At 44.3% G+C, this 21,027-nt stretch carries 21 protein-coding genes and 1 pseudogene; 8 read left to right on the top strand and 14 right to left on the bottom strand.

Translation table 11 applies throughout. The features are described 5' to 3' along the window. Positions 1 to 24: 24 nt before the first annotated feature. A complete protein-coding gene (locus FOC72_RS10610) occupies positions 25 to 852 on the top strand; it encodes a Cof-type HAD-IIB family hydrolase (RefSeq protein WP_002894200.1) in 828 nt (275 codons plus the stop codon). A 30-nt stretch (positions 853 to 882) separates the two neighbouring features. Here the strand turns inward: FOC72_RS10610 and FOC72_RS10605 are convergent, their stop codons facing one another. Genes FOC72_RS10605 through FOC72_RS10580 form a run of 6 tightly spaced genes read right to left on the bottom strand, consistent with a single transcriptional unit; the run spans position 883 to position 5,871 of the window. Then, entirely contained in the window at positions 883 to 1,368 is a 486-nt protein-coding gene (locus FOC72_RS10605) for a GNAT family N-acetyltransferase (protein ID WP_002894201.1), read from the bottom strand. Positions 1,369 to 1,408: 40 nt separating this feature from the next. Continuing rightward, the gene (gene dltD, locus FOC72_RS10600; RefSeq protein ID WP_002894203.1) at positions 1,409 to 2,677 is read right to left on the bottom strand and encodes a D-alanyl-lipoteichoic acid biosynthesis protein DltD; all 1,269 of its coding nucleotides are present in this window, start codon (positions 2,675 to 2,677) and stop codon (positions 1,409 to 1,411) included. After that, positions 2,670 to 2,909, bottom strand: coding sequence for a D-alanine--poly(phosphoribitol) ligase subunit DltC (dltC, locus tag FOC72_RS10595; RefSeq protein WP_002894204.1), 240 nt, complete (start codon positions 2,907 to 2,909; stop codon positions 2,670 to 2,672). The genes dltD and dltC overlap by 8 nt, the downstream gene beginning before the upstream one ends. Before the next feature lie 19 nt (positions 2,910 to 2,928). Continuing rightward, positions 2,929 to 4,173 (bottom strand): D-alanyl-lipoteichoic acid biosynthesis protein DltB, encoded by a 1,245-nt coding sequence (dltB, locus tag FOC72_RS10590; RefSeq protein WP_002894206.1) that lies wholly within the window; start codon positions 4,171 to 4,173, stop codon positions 2,929 to 2,931. Continuing rightward, positions 4,170 to 5,720, bottom strand: coding sequence for a D-alanine--poly(phosphoribitol) ligase subunit DltA (gene dltA, locus FOC72_RS10585; RefSeq protein ID WP_174606305.1), 1,551 nt, complete (start codon positions 5,718 to 5,720; stop codon positions 4,170 to 4,172). Before dltA ends, dltB begins: the two co-directional genes overlap by 4 nt. Before the next feature lie 19 nt (positions 5,721 to 5,739). Beyond that, entirely contained in the window at positions 5,740 to 5,871 is a 132-nt protein-coding gene (locus FOC72_RS10580; protein ID WP_002894209.1) for a teichoic acid D-Ala incorporation-associated protein DltX, read from the bottom strand. A 258-nt stretch (positions 5,872 to 6,129) separates the two neighbouring features. On the opposite strand from FOC72_RS10580, the gene FOC72_RS10575 reads away from it, so the two are divergent. From FOC72_RS10575 to FOC72_RS10555, 5 genes are all read left to right on the top strand, one after another. After that, entirely contained in the window at positions 6,130 to 6,468 is a 339-nt protein-coding gene (locus FOC72_RS10575) for a PadR family transcriptional regulator (RefSeq protein ID WP_002931639.1), read from the top strand. Then, complete coding sequence (locus FOC72_RS10570; protein WP_002894213.1) at positions 6,443 to 7,042, top strand: DUF1700 domain-containing protein; 600 nt, start codon at positions 6,443 to 6,445, stop codon at positions 7,040 to 7,042. Before FOC72_RS10575 ends, FOC72_RS10570 begins: the two co-directional genes overlap by 26 nt. Then, entirely contained in the window at positions 7,035 to 8,075 is a 1,041-nt protein-coding gene (locus FOC72_RS10565) for a DUF4097 family beta strand repeat-containing protein (RefSeq protein WP_002894214.1), read from the top strand. The genes FOC72_RS10570 and FOC72_RS10565 overlap by 8 nt, the downstream gene beginning before the upstream one ends. Positions 8,076 to 8,219: 144 nt before the next feature. Further along, complete coding sequence (locus tag FOC72_RS10560) at positions 8,220 to 9,173, top strand: S66 family peptidase (RefSeq protein WP_002894216.1); 954 nt, start codon at positions 8,220 to 8,222, stop codon at positions 9,171 to 9,173. Beyond that, positions 9,166 to 9,819 (top strand): HAD family hydrolase, encoded by a 654-nt coding sequence (locus FOC72_RS10555; RefSeq protein ID WP_002894217.1) that lies wholly within the window; start codon positions 9,166 to 9,168, stop codon positions 9,817 to 9,819. Before FOC72_RS10560 ends, FOC72_RS10555 begins: the two co-directional genes overlap by 8 nt. Positions 9,820 to 9,902: 83 nt before the next feature. Here the strand turns inward: FOC72_RS10555 and FOC72_RS10550 are convergent, their stop codons facing one another. From FOC72_RS10550 to FOC72_RS10540, 3 genes are all read right to left on the bottom strand, one after another. After that, a complete protein-coding gene (locus FOC72_RS10550; protein WP_032914022.1) occupies positions 9,903 to 11,162 on the bottom strand; it encodes a carbohydrate-binding domain-containing protein in 1,260 nt (419 codons plus the stop codon). A 19-nt stretch (positions 11,163 to 11,181) separates the two neighbouring features. Beyond that, a complete protein-coding gene (locus FOC72_RS10545) occupies positions 11,182 to 11,895 on the bottom strand; it encodes a polyphosphate polymerase domain-containing protein (RefSeq protein WP_002894219.1) in 714 nt (237 codons plus the stop codon). 189 nt (positions 11,896 to 12,084) lie between these two features. Beyond that, positions 12,085 to 14,508, bottom strand: a complete 2,424-nt coding sequence (locus tag FOC72_RS10540) for a YhgE/Pip domain-containing protein (protein WP_002894220.1) — start codon at positions 14,506 to 14,508, stop codon at positions 12,085 to 12,087. 283 nt (positions 14,509 to 14,791) lie between these two features. Here FOC72_RS10540 and FOC72_RS11690 point away from each other — a divergent pair. After that, positions 14,792 to 15,117, top strand: a pseudogene (locus tag FOC72_RS11690) (DUF4947 domain-containing protein). Positions 15,118 to 15,349: 232 nt separating this feature from the next. Further along, positions 15,350 to 15,880 carry a TetR/AcrR family transcriptional regulator gene (locus tag FOC72_RS10525; RefSeq protein WP_002894223.1) on the top strand — a complete coding sequence of 177 codons (531 nt, stop codon included), beginning with the start codon at positions 15,350 to 15,352 and terminating at the stop codon, positions 15,878 to 15,880. Positions 15,881 to 15,983: 103 nt separating this feature from the next. Here FOC72_RS10525 and FOC72_RS10520 read toward each other — a convergent pair whose 3' ends face one another. The 5 genes from FOC72_RS10520 to rpsD form a co-directional block, all read right to left on the bottom strand. Continuing rightward, the gene (locus tag FOC72_RS10520; protein WP_002894224.1) at positions 15,984 to 16,928 is read right to left on the bottom strand and encodes a 3-oxoacyl-[acyl-carrier-protein] synthase III C-terminal domain-containing protein; all 945 of its coding nucleotides are present in this window, start codon (positions 16,926 to 16,928) and stop codon (positions 15,984 to 15,986) included. Between the two features lie 100 nt (positions 16,929 to 17,028). Then, positions 17,029 to 18,288, bottom strand: a complete 1,260-nt coding sequence (locus FOC72_RS10515; protein WP_002894225.1) for a F390 synthetase-related protein — start codon at positions 18,286 to 18,288, stop codon at positions 17,029 to 17,031. Continuing rightward, positions 18,257 to 19,084, bottom strand: a complete 828-nt coding sequence (locus FOC72_RS10510; protein ID WP_002894227.1) for an MBL fold metallo-hydrolase — start codon at positions 19,082 to 19,084, stop codon at positions 18,257 to 18,259. Before FOC72_RS10510 ends, FOC72_RS10515 begins: the two co-directional genes overlap by 32 nt. Next, complete coding sequence (locus FOC72_RS10505) at positions 19,059 to 20,090, bottom strand: NAD-dependent epimerase/dehydratase family protein (RefSeq protein ID WP_002894229.1); 1,032 nt, start codon at positions 20,088 to 20,090, stop codon at positions 19,059 to 19,061. The genes FOC72_RS10510 and FOC72_RS10505 overlap by 26 nt, the downstream gene beginning before the upstream one ends. 198 nt (positions 20,091 to 20,288) lie before the next feature. Next, a complete protein-coding gene (gene rpsD, locus FOC72_RS10500; protein WP_002899562.1) occupies positions 20,289 to 20,900 on the bottom strand; it encodes a 30S ribosomal protein S4 in 612 nt (203 codons plus the stop codon). Between the last annotated feature and the right edge of the window lie 127 nt (positions 20,901 to 21,027).

Genomic DNA, 21,027 nt, shown 5'->3' with positions numbered 1-21,027 from the left:
ATTAGACACAAAGGAGGAAGAGCTATGACAAACCACCCGATTCGCCTGATTATCAGCGACATTGACGGCACCATTTTGGACGACCAGCATCAAGTAGATCCTAATCTCAAAGACATGATTCCCCTGCTAAGCCGAGAAAAAATCCCTTTCGTTCTCGCTTCTGCCCGCTCTCCTCTAGGCATGGAGCCCATTGCCCGTGAGCTGGGACTGGGAGATAATCCGTTAGCCTGCTACAATGGCGCTCTGGTCATCAAGGGTGATCCGCAAGCTTACGAGACCATTATTGAGCATCCTCTGGACAAGAAAGAAATCCGCACTTTTCTAGAGCTGGTCAAGACTGAATTTCCTAGCGTGTCCATCAATCTCTACTCTGGTAAGGATTGGATCGCTGATCATCTAGATAAATGGGTGCAGATAGAGGCTGAGATTACAGGTGAGCAGCCGATAATTCAGAATGTGTTAATGCCGGTGCTGGATGTTCTAATGCCTGCTCACAAGTTACTCCTCATTGATGAAGCGCCTATCATCCAGAAACTCCATGACTACCTACAGACCTTGGACTTTGCCAAGACAGCCTTCTATCTCTCTAAGGACAACTACATGGAAGTCACGGCCAAGCATGTCTCCAAGGAGCAAGCCTTGTACGAAATTGCCCAGCACTATCAAGTGCCTCTAGAGCAGGTTATGACAATCGGAGACAACTTCAATGACCTTCCTATGCTCCGCCTGGCTGGACTTGGAGTCGCTATGGGCAATGCCCCCGAAGCAGTCAAAACCGAGGCAAAAGCCGTCACCAAAAGCAACAATGAGCACGGAGTTGCAGAAGCTGTAGAAAAGTATGTTTTGATATAACGCAAAAAATCTGCTCTTGAGCAGATTTTTTTATTGATGATAATCATAAGCAAGGCGAGGACTGCCGTCAGCCACATAAATAATGCCGCACTCCCTAAAGCCGTAGTTCAGCACAGCTGTCTGCATAGGCTGATTGTCCGCATGGGTATCGATTCGCAAGTAGGGAATCTGCTGGCGGCAAAAATCAAAGACCTGACGGGATAGGCCTCTGACTTGGCCATTTGAAGCGATGCGATGAATGGTACCGTAAGGCTCCGCAAAATGCCAGGCTCCCTTTTCGATGACCTGATAGGTCGGGTCTTCTCCAATGATAAAGGCAAAAGTGCCGACCAGCTGCTCTTCTTCCTCGACAACAAAGGAATGGCCAGCCGCAATGTCATCCTCAATCAAGCTCGCGCTGGGATAGCCTCCATCCCACTGAGTCGGATTGCCCTGGTCTTTCATGAACTGACGAGCCACATCATAAATCGCCATAATGGCTGGGATATCTTCTATTTGGGACAAACGAATATTCATCTTTCCTCCTTTATAAAAATAAGGCTGGAAAGTCCCAACCTTATTTGAATTCTTCTGGTTTGCCAGTATACTGAGACCATTCCTTGCTGAAGAAGCGGTCATTGATCTGGTAGTTTGGCGCCGGCTGTGGATTGGCTACAAAAGGATCAACAGCCTTGTCAAAGGCCAGCCAGCCATTCCAGCCCATGTGGATAGTGTCCTGCATGAAGTAAGGCTTGTCGCCGTCCTTAGAAAAATCAGCGATGTTGGTAAAACCCTGACTTTCCAGCTGGTAGCGAATCTTGGCAACCGTCCGCTGGTACATTTCAGGACTGAGTCCTGTATACTCCATCCACTTAGAATTGACCGGTGGAATGATGAAGATGACATTGGTCTTTGACTTGGCGAACTGGTCCAGAACCAGCTGCAAGTCGTTGTACTCAGGAGATTTTTCATAAGATTGCTTGGTTTGAAAACCTCTGAGCTTGGCAACCTTGCCGGCCAGACGGGTCTTGTAAAATTGATTGTCTATGCCGAATTGATTGTTATTGGTCTTCTTCTTGGCCTCTGCTGTAGCAATCTCTTCCAAAGCCTGATAGGAGAAGGTGTCTGGCAAATCAGCCATATAAGGCAAAATTCGCTGGTCATAATTTTCATTATTAAGGGCAGCAAAGTTGCTAAAAAAAGCATCTTGACGCTCATTAAGATGAGCCATCATCTCAATATGGCGCTCTTCAAAGTTGCTCAGCTTTTTACCTTCCGACAGCTTCTGGACGCTCTCTGCCATAGCAACATCTGGATAAAGCTGCAAGAGGCGCTGGGCTGCATATTGCGCCGCCGCATCTCCTTGCTGCTGAGACAGATAAGCCGTCAGCTGATCACTGTTGAAGTACTGCTGAAAGGCCGAAGCATCATAGCCAGTCTTGGTAAACCACTGGGGCGACACTACATAGACCGCCGTTTGCCCCTCCAGCTCAGAGGACATCTGCTGCATACCAAAGTACTGATTAAATGATGCTGCCCCGCGCTGGCCTAGAAAATAAGGCCGATAGGAGCGGTTGTATTTCTCAGCCAGCACTGCCGGATGCATGCTATCAAAGCGCAGCCATTCACTAGAGCCAAAGAAGGGAACAAAGCGCATCTTCTTATCGGTCAAGGCTGTCACCTTCTTGCTGCGGCTCTTGAAGTTTTCTGCTGTAAGGGTCACTGCCGAGCGCTTCTCTGCTTCTATATCATGCTTTTTATCAAGCGGATAGAAGAAAAAGAGCAGGGCAACCATGGCCATGGCGCAGAAAACCGGCCCCAGAATCAGCCAGAGTCGTTTAAGCATTGCGAAGCTCCGTTACGCCTTCAACGATTTTATTGGCTGTGTTCCAGTCATCGCGGCCAAACTCTGACACTGGCACGCGGATATCAAAACGGTTTTCCAGCTCAACAATCAGTTCGACCGTTCCCATACTGTCTAGGACACCAGCGTCAAATAAATCCTCGTCCATCATGTCTGACACATCTTCCATAAATAGTTCTTCAATAATTTCAATTACTTCTGCTTTTATATCCATTTTTCTTCCTCATTCATTTTTATTTTTTAAACCAAAGCTCATTTAAAAATCCAGAAAAGATCAAAAATGAGAACATGACTGCGTGAAAGGTCACCACAATCCCCAAAGCTTGAGTCCATTTATTGTCTGGCAGAGGCGGAAGCCCCTTAGCCTTGCGCTCTTTGTTTAGGGTTTTCTTCTTGCGCAGCCAGACATCATTGACGACCAGCCCAGCTCCATGGAAGAGACCGTAGGCGATATAGTACCAAGTCACACCATGCCAGAAGCCCATAATCAGCATGTTGATCAGATAGGCCACACTAGAGGTCGTATTGCGGTTTTTAAAGACCTTATTGCGCATCAGGACCATGACCAGCCGCATAAAGACAAAATCACGGAACCAAAAGGACAGACTCATGTGCCAGCGATTCCAAAATTCTTTCAAATCGCGTGAGAGAAAGGGCTTATCAAAGTTGATAGGGCTCTTGATTCCCATGAGATTGGAAATAGCTAGCGCAAACATCGAATAACCGGCAAAGTCAAAGAAGAGATCCAGACCAAAGACATACATAACGCCCAGAGTTCCTAGATTAAAGAAACCGCCGGTATAGAGAGCGTAGGTCTTGACATGCCCCAGCAAGAGATGTCCAAAGATATGGGCTAGGATAAACTTATAAAGGAAGCCTAGCATGATATACTTGACAGACTGCTCCAGCATATCCAGCAGCTCATCGCGATCAGGAATGTTCAAATAGTCTTCATTGAAACGTTTGAAACGATCAATAGGACCGCTTGAAAAGGTCGGCATGAAGAGCAGGAAACGCAAGAACTCCCAGAGCGTGAACTCTGTCAGAACCCCATCGCGCATCTCAATCATCATCCCTACCGAGCGAAAGGTCAGATAGGAAATCCCCAAAAAGCCAAAGAGGGACTGATGACCGCTGATCGCGGGCTCTAACTTAACAAGCACAAGCGGCAGAACCGCTAGCAAGGTATGCAGATAAAAGATCCACTTGCTGTCCCGCGACCGGCGATAGAGCTTGTATGAATAAACCCAGACTATCTGCCAGATGACATAGCCTAACAAAGCACAAAGCTGCGCCAGACTGGGACCTGTCAGCATCAGGACGATAAAGACCAAGCTGACCAAGGCTTCATAAAGGGGGAAGCGTTTCTTAAAGAAAAGTCCGACAAAGATTGGCAGAACTGCTAGAACGATATAGACAAAGTAAACTGGATTGCCGTAGGGTTCCAAGTGAGGCAGCTGTTTCAAGAAATCCATCATCGCTTATTGACCTCGCTAATCAGCCCCTTGATGTCAATCTTGCCATTTGGAGTCAGAGGCAGGGTCTCTCGATAGAGAAACTTGGACGGCATCATGTAGGACATCATGATATCCTGCAGATCTTCCTTGATTGCCTTGGTAATATCGATTTCCCGCTCAAACTGCTCAGCTACACCGTCTTTGAGAATGACATAGGCCAGCAGATTTTGGACCTTGTGGTCCTTATTGTAGCGGGGCACGGCTACTGCAGACTCAACGTATTTCGATTTGTTCAGGTTTTGTGACACATCCTCCAGCTCAATACGGAAACCATTAAACTTGATCTGGAAGTCCATCCGGCCACCGTAGAGCAGCAGGCCTTCATCTGTCATCGAGCCGACATCTCCTGTATGATAGGCTGGCAGACCTTCAAATTCAAAGAAGGCTTCAGATGTCTTCTCAGGATTATTCAGATAGCCTTTGGATACGGCTGGACCGCAGACGATGATTTCTCCCTGCTGGCCATTCGGCACCTTCTGCCCTTCTTCGTCAATGACAAAAGTCGGAGAATCCGCCTTGGTATAGCCAATCGGTAGGCGCTTGCAATTTTGCAACATCTCATCTGTCACTGCTACTGCAGACAGGGCCACTGTTGCCTCAGTCGGACCGTAAGCATTGATAATGCGAGCTTGAGGAAAGCGATCACGCAGCTTCTGAGCTGTCTTGACCGTCAACTCCTCTCCGTCAAAGTAGAAATGCGTCAGCTGAGGCAGCTTCTGGCTGTTAAAGTCATCCGACAGCAAGGCCATATCCGCGAAGGAAGGCGTCGAAGTCCAGATAGCAATAGGCAGACTGAGAATCGTCTCAAACAGCTGTTTGAAATCCTGAGTCACTGCCGAAGGCAGGGCAAAAAGAGTCCCTCCCAAGGCCAAAGTCGGCGCCCAATACATGACTGACAAGTCAAAAGAATAAGGAGGCTGAGCCAACATTTGAGGACGCTCCGGAGTCGCAAACTCCTTATCCGTAATCATCCAATTCGTAAAGCTGAGCAAATTATTGTGGGAAATCTGCACTCCCTTAGGTTTGCCAGTCGTTCCTGATGTGAAAATGATATAGTAGTTATCATCTCCCTGAACTGGATGGCTAATCTCATAAGATGCTCCCTCTCTGAAGGCTGTCTGAACTTGCTCCGCACTAAAAATAGGAGCTGCCACATCTACCAGCGGAAAATCATTGATGGCAATAATCAAGCTTGGCTCAGCAACTTCCACAATCGCTGCCACGCGCTCCAAGGCTGAATGGCTGTCGATAGGAATGTAGGCATGACCAGACTTGGTCAAGGCCACAAAGGTAGCCAGCATCTCGTATTCCTGACCGCCAAAGACCACAACCGGAGACTTGTCAGGAAGCCCCAGACGGTCAATCTGAGCCGCCAACGAATCGGAATCCTTCTTTAAGTCGCCATAAGTATGAACTTGACCTAAAATATCATAGACCGGAAAATCTGGCTGCACCTGAGCAAAATGCTCAATCGCTTCAATCATATCTTGTATAACTTTATTTGACATTGTTTCCTACTCTCTCACATTAAAATTCATTATAGATAAAGCCACCCTGACCCTGACCCAGATAGCTAAAGAAATAAAGCAAGGCCAGAAAGATAACAAAATATAGTAGGGTTTGGCCCAAAAATTTATATAGGGTTTGATGTTTTTTCATTGATCTCTCTTATATTTTTAGTTAGACTTACACCATTTTACCATTTTATGGAAGATGTTTTCAACACAAAAGCTAAGGAAGATGTAAAGTTCTTGTAAGGAAGAAAGGTACTTTGATGTTCCTTATAAACAGCCATTAAAAGACTTTTTCAAAAAATATATAAAAATTTTATATATTTTGCTTGACTTTTTTCCTAAGAGGTTGTAGACTATATATAGAAAGATTATATATAAATATTTTACACAAGGAGGTGGTCCTATGTCTTTCCCCACATCATCGGCTTTGATTGAGTTTCTCATCTTAGCCATCCTTGAAAAAGACGATTCCTACGGTTATGAAATCAGCCAGACGATTAAGCTGATTGCCAATATCAAAGAATCAACACTTTACCCCATTCTGAAGAAGCTGGAGCAAAATGACTGCCTCACGACTTATTCGCAGGAGTACCAAGGACGAAAACGAAAATACTATTCACTCACTGCCTACGGGCACGAACAGCTACTCACTCTAAAAGAAGAGTGGCAAACTTATACCATGACCATCAGCGGTATCATAGAAGGGAGCATCCGTCATGACAAGAACCGAGTATCTAGCTGAGCTAGAAAAATATCTAAAAAAACTGCCACGCAAGGACTACCAGGAAGCTATGGATTACTTCACTGAGTACTTCGACGAGGTAGGACCAGAGGGCGAGGCAGCTGCTATTGCTGATCTAGGCAGCCCTAAGGAAGCGGCCCACGAGATTATGTTGAATCTTTTGGACAAAAAAGTCGAGGAAGATAATCAAGACAGCAGTTCATCAAAAAACACTAAGAACATCGTCCAGATTGCTATCCTATCCATTTTGGCAGCACCCTTGGCAATTCCGCTCTTTATAGTAGCAGCACTTTTGACTTTTGTTTTCTTCCTCTTAGTCTTTATCTTTGCTCTCGTCATGGCTATAGGTGCCTTTGCATTCTTTATCTTTGGCATCAGCCTGATCTGGGACACTTTGACAGTGGGACTGACGACATCTATCCCGGCCTTCCTGTTCACTCTGGGGCTCAGTGTTCTAGCTCTGGGACTGTCGGGTATCTTCTACGCAGGCATTTCTCCTGTTACTCAGTTTGGCAAGGCTGGCTTTGTCAAACTAGCTCAACTTTTCGCAAAGAAAGGAGCACGTCATGGCTAACATCAAATTGAAAAAACCTCTTTTATCTGCAGCTATTTTAGCCTGCCTCTTTGGTGGAGCCTTGACCACTATCGGCTCCATGACAGGCGGTGTCAACGACTTGGTCAATTCTGCCAAAAGCAAGGTAAAACTCACGAAAAAAGAAGAAAGCTTCTCTGATCTTTCTTCCCTAAATATTAACTTAGCAGCTAGAAACCTCGTCATCAGCGAATCTCCTGATGACAAGGCTCACTTGACCTATTACCAAAGCGATGGTAACTATCAGATTGATGGAAGTTCGCTTGGAAAAATCACGACAAGTTCTGAAAACGGAAACTTAAACATCAAGGAAGATGGTGCAGGCTCCTTCCACATAAGCGCTGGCATCCGCTCCTTACTCAGCTTATTTGACCAAGAATCTCAAGGAAAGCGTACTGTGCAGCTTTCCCTGCCTAAGGGGACCAAGCTTGAGACATTCAGCGGCAGTTCGTCACTAGGAGATGTTACGCTGTCCAATCTATCAGCCAAAAATGCTGACTTCTCTCTATCCAATGGCTCGTTGACTGTGAATGATAGCCAATTCGCATCTGGTAAATTTAAGAACTCTCTGGGAGAGATTTCCTTTAATAACAGTCAGATTAACTCTGGAAAAATCAATGCTTCTTCGGGTACCATCACTCTGAGCAACAGCCAGTTCGCATCTGGCGAAATATCAAACTCTCTGGGAGAGGTCAATCTAAACTCGAGCAAAATCTCCGACAGTACTCTGAAAATCTCAAGCGGCTCACTGAACTCTGAACAGTTGGAATTAGCTGGTACAATCTCTATCACTGACCAACTGGGCGATATTAATCTGAACTTGGTTTCCGGCAGTTTGTCGCAGCTATCCTTTGATCTGAAAACGGATCTAGGTGAAATTGACATCCCTAGTAGTATAAGTGTAGAGCACTCCAAAGGCCATGAACTTGGTGGCTCTGCCATCCGTAAAGTCGAAAATCCGACAACTACACTTACTGCCAGCGCCCAAAGCGGTAGCATTAAGCTCAGCGAATAAATCATAGAAAAGAATATATACAATCAGGGAGTCCTCAGCGGCTCCTTTTTTGATAAAAATTCCCCGTAATGCCCTAAGATTGCTTTACAGGCCTTGGCCTTTGTGCTATGATATTCTATAAAAATTTATCATAAGGAGGTCCCTATGAAAAAACTCGCACCTGGTATGCACATTCGGGTCGTCAGCCCCTCGTCGTCAATCGAACACATCGGTGGCTTTGAGGCCAATCTAGCCGCCAAGGAGCGCTTGGAAAAGCTGGGTTTTACCGTGTCTTTTTCGGAGCATTATCTGGAAAATGATATGTTAGACTCTGCCTCCATCGAAAGCCGGGTGGCAGACATCCATGTTGCCTTCGCAGATGACTCCGTTGATGCTATTCTGGCCACTATCGGCGGTTTCAACTGCAATGAGCTCCTGCCCTATCTGGACTTTGAGTTGATTGCTAGAAATCCTAAGATTTTCTGCGGCTACTCGGACACAACAGCCTTGCTCAACGCCATCTATAGCAAGACTGGCATGCAAACCTACATGGGGCCCTCCTACTCCAGCTTTAAGATGGATGCCCTGCAGGACTATCAGATCGAGAGCTGGCTCAAGGCTGTCAGCCAGACTTCTTATGAATTGACTCCTAGTGAAAAATGGGGCGACAATGCTTGGTATCTGCCCGATGCCCCACTGACCTTCCATGAGACGGAGTGGAAAGTTTATCACCATGGGCAAGCCCAAGCCACTGCTATCGGCGGCAATCTCTCCACCTTCTCACTCCTGCGTGGAACCCCCTATGCCCCAACAGATGAAAACTATGTCCTCTTTGTTGAAGAGGCGGAGGAAGATGATTATGTGGAGTTTGACCGCAATCTAGCTGCCCTCCTTCAGGCCTATCCTAACCCACAGGCCCTTCTCATCGGCCGCTTTCCAAAAGAATGTCAGATGACAGAGGAGCTGCTTCTTTATATCTTGGATAAACATCCTATTCTAAAGACAATTCCTGTCCTCTATGACTTGGGCTTTGCTCATACTCAGCCACTCTTTACTATCACCATCGGTGCTCAAGTGACGGTGGATACGGAGAAGATGTTGATTAAGATAGATGAGTAAGACATATCATAATTATTGTGGAGGTAGTAAAATGTCAGCTCATAAATGGTTGTTTTTTGACGTTGGCTCTACTTTGATTGATGAAAAAGAAGCCTATCAAGATAGAATTAGGAGAGCAATTACAGAGACAAATATTAACTACGATATTTTTTATGCTCGTATGGTTGAACTGTTTAAAGAAGGCAAAAAGGGAGACTTGGAGACAATAAAAGAATTTAACTTAGAACGTCCCATTTGGAACTCTAATTTGGAGAAATTATACCCAGATGCCCAAGTGGTCTTAAAAGAATTGCACAACCGATATAAAATCGGAATCATCGCCAACCAACTACCTGGCCTAAAAGAACGTTTGAAAAAAATGGGACTATATCAATGGATTGATTTAGTTGCCTCTTCTGCAGAGCTCGGACTTGCCAAGCCTTCCCCTGCCATTTTCACTTTAGCTTTAGAGAAAGCTCATTGCCCTGCTAAACAAGCTATTATGATTGGTGATCGAATAGACAATGATATCATACCTGCTAAAGCACTAGGAATGACAACTATCTGGTTAAAACAAGGTTTTAGTGCTTATTACCAACCCCAACGACTAGAAGAAAAACCTGATTTCACTATAGAAAATTTATCGTCTCTCTTAAGTCTTCTATAAAAGATTGCTTTGCAGAAACATAGCTGCATCCCCGTCTTTTTCATAAATTAATAAGGCAGTTCAAATTGAACTGCCTTATTTTCTTATCGCCCACCAAAACCGCCTTGGCCGCCTGGAGCACCGCCGCCACCAGGTCCACCAGCGCCAGGTCCGTCTGCTGTGATTTCTGTTCGGCTTTCACCATTAACCGTGATGGTACCGCCAGTATAGGTAGCTGTTCCGTCAAAGTCAAAGGCAGATACCGTAGAAGTAATATCCAAGTTTCCTCCTGACATAATGACATCGCCGTTGGAGTCAATAGCATCGGTATCGCCTTCACCGATCTCGACCTTGATATCGCCACCGGTAATCTTGATAAAGATATCAGCTCCAGTTACGTCACTAGCTGCATTAATACCATCATCAGTCGCATAAAGGTCCAGCTTACCGCCGTTAATGGTGACATTGGTTCCTTCCAGAGCTTCTACACTCTTGGAAACTGTAACCGTTCCACCATCAATCAAAGCGATATTGCTAGCGTGTAGACCATCATCACCAGCATTAATCGTGATGGTGCCGGACTGGATATAGAGATTTCCCAGAGAAGTATCATCATCATTGTCTGCATGGATGGCATCTTCTGTCGCTGTGATATCGATAGTAGCGTCCTTGATATTAATAGCTGAAGCAGCTGACAGACCATTCTTAGCTGCCTTGAGCGTATAAGTGCCACCTGTCACCCGCAAGGTCTGCTCAGACTTAATCGCTGTTTCATACTTGCCATCAACTGTCAGACTTCCAGAGCCATTGAGAGTCAGGTCAGAGTTACTATAGATAGCTGCATCTGCATCCGTATTACTGTGATTTGATGAGTCTGAGATTGTGTTTTGGCTGCCGTTAGCCAGAGTCAGGCTTGTTTTACCCGCATTTTCTACTAGAATAGCTGCGTCTGTCCCGCTCATGGTTACACCATTTAGGACGATTTGGACCTTGTCGCTATCACCTGCTTTGACGACAATCTGCACATTTTCACTCGTTCCGGAAACGACATAGGTACCAGCCTTTGAGATTGTCACAGTCGAGCCGGAGACACTAGCCCCGTCACCAGAGGTCTTGGCACTGGATCCACTCAGGTTGATGGTCGTCGCCTTGGACTCATCATAAGAAGCGTCTGAGTCCTCCGAGGCAAAGTAATCAGAAGTATTGGTCTTAGTCTGACTGGTGCTTGTAGCATTAGCAGCCTGGGTAGTGCTTGAAGTTGTAGAACTGCTGGCGTTTGAGCTGCAGGCTCCCAGCACTGCTGTCATCAAAACCAGTGGAATCATCAATTTAATTTTTTTAAGGGTTGATTTTGATTGTTTCATTTTTATTTTCCTATCTATTCTATTTACTGCTGATACAGTTTGCCTTTTTATAAGCAAAGCCATATTTGGAGAAAGAGCTTGGAGACAGCTGGTAGCGATCCATGATCTCGCTGAGCCATAACGGACAAGCTTCTGGAATCTTAACTTCCATGATGACGTGATTGGCTGGCAGGAGATGACCTCCATGGCGACCAGCCAAGAGACTCAAATCATAAGGACGGTAGGTCAGGTCGTGATCAAAGGTAATCCGAATCCGCTCATCCTCAACCCCTTTCATCGAATAACGATTGTAGCCGATATACATCATAGGCTGAATATGACCAAAATGTTGAGTCAGCCAAGCCATTTCCTTATCTATCTGAAGGTCAGTCAGCTGACTGTAATCACCGTCCAGATAGGCTTCCGCTGTCAGCAAATCTGCTGCAAGCCGGCGTTTGGTGACCAGATTCTCCGTCTTTTTCTTAATTTCCAAAAAGACTTGACTATCCTCAGCCGGATGCTCTTGATAGGTTCGCAAGCGAACTTTCTCATCAAAGCAAGGATTTTCCAAAGACTCACGAATGAGCTGATAAGACGGCGTATCGTAGTAGAGATTGTTAATGGTCGAATAAGCTCGCTCATCCTCCACCAGATAGCCTTCAAACTCTAGCAATAAATCCAGCAAGGTTTCCTTGGAAATGATGTATTTGGTTTCAAAGCGCTGAAAATGATGTTGAAAAATTTTTTCTGCCATGGGCTTCTCACCTCTCTATCTTTCTTGAATGTAATGCAATTTTAAAGATGAAAACTTAAAAGAAAGATAAAGAAAACTTAAAGAAAACAAAACATCTCCCTTTTCAGGAGATGTTGGTTAGAGAAAAAGTAAACGAATTACAGATAGACTTTTCATCTACATTTTTACATATCCATAAAAGCAAAAGCCTTAAGCTAGCTGTTTTTTATCTGTTCGATAGACCAGAGTGCCAAGTACCATGAAAAGAACTAAAACAAAAGCAAGGAAGAGGACCTGACTACCAATTTGACCATTCATGGAAATCGTTTGGCGTAAGCCCGATACAGAATAGCTCATGGGCAGCCAAGGGTTGATAACTTGGAAAATCTTACTAGTCAGCTCCAGCGGATAGGTTCCTGCACTAGAAGCCAGCTGTAAGAGCAAGAGAATCAGAGAGGCAAAGGCGCCAAGCTTGCTATCCCAAGTAACCAAAGCGGTCACAAGAGCCATAAAGGTCATGCTGGCTAGGACAATCAAACCAAGGGTTGCCCACTCATGGTTAGCAGATAAGCCTATCAAGTGCACAGCACCATAGACCAAAACACCTGCCACGACGGAAATTACTCCATTTACCTCTATGCGGGCCTTCAGCCAATCTCGTTTCGTCCTAGGTTCTTGCCCCGATGGAAGTGTACTAAAGATGATGTTGGTTGAAATAGCCGCCACAAATAAAGCTACTGAAATCATATAAGGCGCCATCCCAATGCCGTTTTTCTCTACCTTGTTCTCATCTGTCTTGCTCAGTGTCAGAGGATCTGCCAGAGTTTTTGCATTGTCTTCCTTGGTTGAAACAGCCGACAATTTATCACCTGCATCTGAAAGGCTATTGGACAAATCACTTGTTCCCACAGTAAGTTTAGAGAGATTATCTGTTAAAATACTGCTGCCATCAGCCAGCTTCCCTGTTCCGCTCGCTAATTGATTGGTTCCATCTGCTAAGTTCCCGAAACTAGAGGTCAATTCTGGCGATTTATCTGTTAATTGGGCTGCCCCGTTTGCTAATTTTGTTGTATTTGCTAGCAAATCAGGGTTCTTACTTGCCAAAGCTGATGTCCCCTCAGATAGCTGACCGACTGAATTGGTATAGCTTGTCACCCCTTGTTCCAATTGTGTCGCGCCAGTCGTTAGTTTTTCATTTAAGGTATCTATACCTGCAACTAGTTGATTGGCTCCTCCACTTGCTGAACCGAGGCTAGTACTAATCGTTGACAACCCATTATAAAGACCATTTATCATGCTAGATGCTTGGGGTAAGACCTGAGTAGAAGTGCTTCCCAATTGACTAATCTTCGTCTGACTGGTAGCTTTTATCACTTCAAGAGAAGCCCTCATCATATCAACTTCGGATAAAATTGCCTGAGCAGATTGGTCACTTCCCGCTTGACTAGCACTGACTGCTGCATCAATCTCAGCCTTAGCCTCACTAGAAAGTCCTTGATAAGTGCTCGTCCCTTGGACACTTGCTAAAGCTGCAGCCCTAGCATCTTGATTATTATTAATGATAGACTGAGCGGATCCTGCTACACTGGTTAACGAAGTTTCAATGCTGTCTGTTGACACTGCTGAGTCACTTGCTGCAGCTTGAATACTAGCATTCAACTGAGTCAAGCCAGTTGCCAAATCATTCACGTTTTGCTGATTGTTAGCTAAGGTTGTATCTACCGAAGACTTTAATGTAGCCAAGCCAGTGTTCAGATTCGTTACACCTGTCGATAAGGCCTGAACTCCATCTCCTGACTGAGTAAGCTGTTGGACTCCACCCAATAAGTCTGCTGATCGACCCGACAGCTGATTTGCACCTTTGGCCACAGTACTTACACCATTTGCATAAGTGTTTATCCCGTTTGACAAACTATCCAGTCCAGACGATACTTGTGCAACACTCCCAGTATAAGTCTGTAGTCCTGTGTTAAATTGAGCTACACCGAACGATAATTTGCTCGTAGCTTGATTCAGAGTCCTTAAGTTATCTGCAATTGTCTGACTTCCTGAACCTAGTTGTTGGCTGCCAGATGCTAATTGCTGAGCACCATCAGATGCCTTCACCAAGCCATTTTTTAGGTCTCCCATATTCTTAAATAAGGCGTTTGTATAAGTATCAGTTACATTTTGCGCCACCGTCTGCTTCAAAGAAGCCATGGCTGAATCACTCATCTTACCAGCAATAAAACTGTGGCCGCTAGACGTTTGATAGTCAATCTTCATTTGTTGAGGATTATCTGTCAAAATACTGGCTGCACGTTCAGATAAATCACTTGGAAGCGTCACAACCATGTAGTAATCACCCTTTTCCAAACCATTTTGAGCATCTTCTTTACTGACAAAGTGAAAATCCAGATTTTTATTTTCCTTGAGGCTGGAAACAACATCCTCACCTATAGACAAGGTCTTGCCACTAGCAGTTACAGCTTTATCCTGATTGACGACCGCCACTGGCAAGTCCGATACCTTTCCATACGGATCCCACATGGAGCTCAAGAAAATAACATTATACAAGGCAGGAATCATAGAGACTCCCAACATCACAATGATAAAAGTCGGCTTTTTTAAAATAGCTTTCCATTCTCTTAACATGTCTACCTCCTAAAATTATACACAGTGTCCAAATTTCAACAAAATTGATTATACACCAATCAAAAATTAATACAAGCTTATTCTTTAAAAATTAGACACCGTGTCTAATTTTGTTTAAAAAGATTGCTGGGAAGCGGAATAAGTTCGCCCTACTGTCTTTAATCTCTGAACAATCTGTAAATAAAAGGTATTTTCCTATAGGTAGGTACACAGAAAATCAGTTTTATGTTAGAATGCCAAGGTTTATTACCAATCCTATGAATCTGGCGGTTTTGAAGTTCAAATTCCTCAATTTAAAGGATATACCCAAGAAAAAGTCAAAAGTATTCTCGGCGAACCAGAAAAAATAAGCACCGACCTCGCATCTGAAAGCAAAGCACTTGAAGAAAAGAATTAGAAAATCTTAAAAGACTGATTCAGGAGCAAAAAATAAGTACCGAACAAGCGCGTGCTTTCTTAGTGGGTGCAGTTGACATTGCTCAAGCATCAAGATTACAAAACACCTATACAATTTACTCTTATAAAAATGAACAGATTTCTATTATCTTCTCACAGGAAGGCGAGCTACTTTATGTCACTCCTGACCCTGACTACCTCTACTTTAAATAATGTTCATAACAAAAGTCGAGACTTTACTTTAAGCCTCGGCTTTATTATTTTACCAGTCGACTAAGCCTAATCAGATAAAATTTTGACTATCTATGCTTAATTCCGGAATTTAACTCTTTTCCACTGGAAAAACATTTGATATAATAGTACACGGAGAAAAAGAAAAAGTAGTTTGCTATGACGGCTATTCGCTTGAAGAGCAGACTGAGGCTTAGCCTCAAAGGGAGATTTTATGTTAGAAAGCAATAAACGCCGAAAAACCAAGGCTATTATTGAAAGAGCCATGGTTTCACTACTGCATAAGCAGTCCTTCGACCATATCACTACTGTACAGCTAGCTCAAGCTGCTGGCATCAGCCGTAGTAGTTTTTATACTCACTACAAGGACAAGTACGATATGATTGAACGTTATCAGCAAAACCTCTTTCATCAGTTGGGATATATTTTTGAGAATAATCAAGAAGATGTTCAAACTGCGATTACAGAGGTCTTTCAGTTCCTCCAGCTAGAGCCACTCTTGGCTGCTCTTTTGACAGAAAACGGCACGAAAGAGATTCAGAATTTTCTGCGCCATAAGCTGCAGGTAATGTTGGCAGATAGTCTGCAGGACCGTTTTAGTAGACGTGTTTACAATCATTTTGAAAAAGAATACAGCAGAGTCTTTCTCGCCAATGCCTTCTTTGGTGTCTGCCAAATGTGGATTGCTAGAGGAAAAAAAGAAAGTCCTGAACAAATAGCAGAATTTCTTTTGAAAATGCTGTAAGAAGTTGCTGGAACCCAATGGGTTCCAGCTCTTTTCATATTTTGAAAAATTAAACAGGGTGTACAAAACCTCTTTTGGTTCTGTACACCCTATTTTTATTGTATTATAATTTCATAGCCAGCATATTAACTGTCATTCCAGCTGCTGTTCCCATCAGAGCGATGGTGTCCCCTTCCTTGACTAGATTACGCTCCAGAGCATAGCAGAGAGAAAAAGGCACTGCTACTGACACCATATTCCCATAGTCTTGCACAATATTAAGGTATTTATCATCAGGAATACCCAAGCTGCGCATGACCATTGGCAGGGCACGACTGGCCTGATGCGGAATGATATAATCCAAGTCAGACAGACTGAGGCCACTCTTTTCTTTAAATTCTTTAAACATTTCTGGAATTTTTCTGGCAGAGAGCAAGAGAATCTTCTTACCATTCATGTCAAACATGTAGTGAGTCTTGGTAGCATCCGAATACTCCTTAGGCTGAAACGATGTCAATCCACCGCGAATCTCTGTATCGTGAGCTCCTTCAGACCAGGTCCGCTGCAGGCTGGAGATGACCCCTCTCTCTTCCTCTGTTGCTTCAAAAATCAAAGCAGCCGCCCCGTCACTGAACAACTCAAAACTTTCCTTCTGATTGGGATTGAGACCCAAACTTCCAACCTCACTGGACACGATGAGGATTCTATGATACTCACCAGCCTCCAACAAATGAGACATGAGACTCAAAGCCGAGATAAAGCTGGTGCAAGTCGTATTGATATCCATGGCTGGAATGGACAAGCCCTTGGCTACCAACTCATGAATCAGGGCCGCTGTACAAGGAATAGGCTGGACACCCACCGCACTGGCTGACACGATACAATCGATGTCTTTGATTGTCAAGCCCGCTTGCTCTAGGGCTTTTTCAATCGCCTTAACAGCCATGGAAAGCTGGGTTTCTTCATTTTCCACCACTCGATAACGGGTCTGATCCTTAAAAGTCACAGTATTTCTAGGTAGATGCGTACCATAACCAACAATCTTTATATGATTCTTTACTGCTGTCATATTAAACTCCTTCTTGTCAGACTTGGGGCTGCTCAATAGCTAGGTAAACTGCCAAAGCACTTCAGCCTCTGATTCATATGTTTTTCCACTTGGAGCATTCTTAAGCCCGATAGATACGTTTCAACTTACGGCTTCTGTCCCGCTGATAATCTTCAAAAGAAATAGCCGGTATAAGAAAGTCTTTATCAGTCGCCAAATTCTGAAACTGCTGGATAATCTCGTCTTCTCGCTGCTGACTACGATGTTCGATAGCAATGGTCAGCGAGTAGTCCTTTTTCTGAGCGACTTGATATTCTCCAATCCCATCAACCAAGAGCAGACAACGGCGGATAAAGTCTGGAAAGACCTCCACCGACTGACCTGCAGCATTTTCAAACATGAAAATATCATCCGACCGGCCCTCAATCCTATCAATCCGTGTAAAGACCGAACCGCAGGGGCAAGGTTCAGGATTTTCTACCAAGATATCATTCAACTCATATTGAAAAATTGGCTGAGAAGTCCGCTTGAAATCCGTAATAATTGGGTAAAAGCGCCTATCATCCAAGTAGTGCTTATCTACATGGACAATGTCTTCATTTAGATGAAGATTACCGTAGGCACAGCTGCAGGCTAAAAAGCCCTCGGTCGCTTGGTAAACCTGATCCACCTTTTTTAGACCAAATCCTTCTTGAATACTCTGCTGATCTGGCTCTTCCAAAATTTCTGCCACTGATACGACTTTGCTAGGGGCAATCTGCAAATTCCCTGCCTGGACTTGTTTTGCCAGCTCCAAGAGCATTGATGCTGGCGCTACCAAAATCGTTGGCTGGTAAGCATTCAAACGCTCTACATGCTCTTCGGCTCCCTGAAAAGTATCAAAATACTCCAGAGAAATCAAGCCTGAATTGACAGTCTGATAGAGTTGGTTATCTGCCCGAAGAAAGAAGGCTATTTTATGTCCAAAGAGTTTGCCTTTAGGCAGCATCTTGGCCAAGATAGCTGCCGCCCACATACTGCGCTCCTTTTCAGTGGTGACAAACAAGCCTCGGTGACCAGATGTTCCTGAAGACAGGCCAACAGCAATTTCTCCTATCATGGGGCTGAAATCACGTGTCCGCTCGCTCTCCAGAGCCAAGGCTAGTAACTCATCACGATCCAGCCCCTGAGTATTGAGCTCATTGAAATGCTCCATCATAAAGGCCTTATTCATCTTAAAATCTGCTGGAATGCCTGATTTAAAATAAGGCGATTCCTGCTGCAGAAATTCCCGATAGATTGCTAAAGCCTTGACTTGATAGCGTTCTAATGCCTGTCGGTCTTTAAATCGATGCCCCCAGCGCATGACGCTAAAGGTTTTTAGAAATGTTCCTAGTTTCATACAAAATCTGCTCCGCTCTCTCAGCCGGATCATGGCTGACTAGCACCTGATAACCGACAGCAAGCAACTGCCGAAGTAAGGCCACACCGGCCATATATTCTTCCTTGTTATTCTGGATCAGTGACGGCAAGAAACGCATCTGCTCTGTATACGGCAACAGATCCACGCCCCAGCACAAATCAGCTCCGATAAACAGATGATAATCTGGCAAAAAGAGACAAGCTTGCCCAGCAGCATGGCCATCAACTGAAGCCAGATATATACTGCCATCCCCAAACAAGTCAACTGTCTTACGATAGAGGAATGCTGCTTGGACCTGCTGAGGTTCCACTACTTCCAACCGACTCTCAAAATCCTGCGGAAGAAATTCCTTAAAAATCAAATCCTTCAGTTTGGCATGCTGATACGTTTTGAAAACGGTCTTGGTCAGAATGAAGCGGGCCTTGGGAAAGAAAGCGGCTCCGCCGATGTGATCTGGATGCAAGTGCGACAAGATGACATAAGAAATATCTTCTGGCGCAATTCCTTTTTGCTCAAGCAGACGATCTACACGCTCCTCTTCTGACATATCAACAGGCGTTCCCAGACCATAAAGCCAGTATTTAAAATTGGGCTTCAGAATAGCTGGAGAATAGCCAGTGTCGTAGAGAATATAGCCTTGCTCACGATGCTTCAAGAGGAAAACACCAGCTGGAAAAATCATTTTTTTCTTGGCAACTCCCTTAAACATCTGCTGCAAGTGACTGCTGCAGCGCCCAGGGTGAAGATACTCAATTTTCTCGATAATGTTGGACATATTTTGCAATCCCTTCACTGATTGTCAACTTGGGTTGATAGCCCAAATCTCTTACTGCTGCTGATATATCCAGCGTTTGACTGTAACGCATTAAGTAATAAGTGTAAAGAGTCAAAGGTGGCTCTTTTTCAATGTGAAAGAAGCGATAAAAGCTTTCAAAACCCTGTGCCAGAATACCTAGAAAAGCAGCAGGTAACTTAACATAACGTTTACGAACCTGTAAACCATCTAAAGCTTCATCCAGCATATCCTTGAAACTACGGGATTCTCCGTTGGTAATATTGTAAACCTGTCCTTGCGCTTCTGGAATTTCCAAAGCCAGTCGAACAGCAAAGGCCACATTTTCCACACAGGTCATGTCCATCATTTGCTGGCCATTTCTGATGAGTGGAATCGCCAGTTTTTGGCTTAAGCGCAGAATCCTAGGAAAGATACTGGTATCCCCAATACCAAAAAGCCCTCTTGGACGCAAGATAACCGATGGAACTTGAGGATAACTTCGGACAATCCGCTCAGCCATGAGCTTGCTTTTGATATAAAAATTCAGCTCGTTTTCCTGAGGAGCAGCCTCTTCTTTAATAGCAAGTTGATCACGCGCAGCAGCATAAACACTTGGGGAGGAAATATAGACCAGTCTTTGCATTCCAAAATGCCGGCAGGCTTCCATAACCAACTTGGTTCCTACTACATTGGTCTGATAAAACTGCTCCCATGGTCCCCAAATCGTTGAGAGAGCACCAGCGTGTACCACTGCATCCACTCCTTCGCAGGCTGCAAAAATTTCTTCTTCTCTGGTAAAATCACCAGCAAAAAACTCTACTAAAGGACCTTCTAACTGCCGACCAGCCTTCAGATTACGACCAAAAGCTCGCACCTGATAGCCTTGTTCAGCCAGCTCTTCAACAACATACTTTCCTAGAAAGCCAGTCGCTCCTGTCACTAGAACCTTCATCGCTACTCCTTTCATATAATTTTCTGTTTGTGTCTTGTTCCCATTATACACCATTTCAGTAAATCTTCCGTAAAAAAGCTGGAAAAAATCTTTACAAAATGTCACACCTGATTGGATAGGAGCAGAAAGAAATCAACCAATTTCTGAAAAACAGCTGCCTCTTTTCGACCTATTCTTAGTTAGAATCAGCTTTATTAGTTCATTGAGAGTATAAAAAAGAAGCCGGTTTCCCGGCTTCTGAACAAATACAAATTAAAGCATTTTGTTGTAGAATTCAACGATAAGTGCTTCGTTGATTTCTGGGTTGATTTCGTCGCGCTCTGGAAGGCGAGTCAATGAACCTTCTAATTTTTCAGCATCAAATGATACGAATGCTGGACGTCCAAGAGTTGCTTCAACAGCTTCAAGGATTGCAGGCACTTTCAATGATTTCTCGCGAACTGAGATCACTTGACCTGGAGTTACGCGGTATGATGGGATATCAACGCGTTTGCCGTCAACAAGGATGTGCCCATGGTTTACGAATTGACGAGCTTGACGACGAGTAGTCGCAAGACCAAGACGGTAAACAACATTATCCAAGCGACGCTCCAAGAGAAGCATGAAGTTGAAACCAAGGATTCCTTCTTTGATTTTTGAAGCTTGAACAAACAAGTTACGGAATTGTTTTTCACCTACACCGTAAGTGAAACGAAGTTTTTGTTTTTCAGCCAATTGTAAACCGTATTCTGACAATTTGCTGCGGTTGTTTGGTCCATGTTGACCAGGTACATAGTTACGGCGAGCCAATTCTTTACCTGTACCAGTAAGAGAAAGACCCAAACGACGAGCTTGTTTCCAAGATGGTCCTGTATAACGTGACATAAAAATGTCCTCCTGTAAAATATTTTCGAGGAAATAGTCACTTAGAAAGCCCTGATTCGTGCAGAACATTTTCGCCCAAACAGCTAAGGCTACTTTTATAGCTGATGTTCTGTTGACGAGCTCCATG

It is taken from the genome of Streptococcus sanguinis, assembly GCF_013343115.1.
Classification (GTDB): Bacteria; Bacillota; Bacilli; order Lactobacillales; family Streptococcaceae; genus Streptococcus; species Streptococcus sanguinis_H.
The sequence above is the reverse complement of the archived record's forward strand: the minus strand, read 5'-3'. Positions and strand labels throughout refer to the sequence as shown.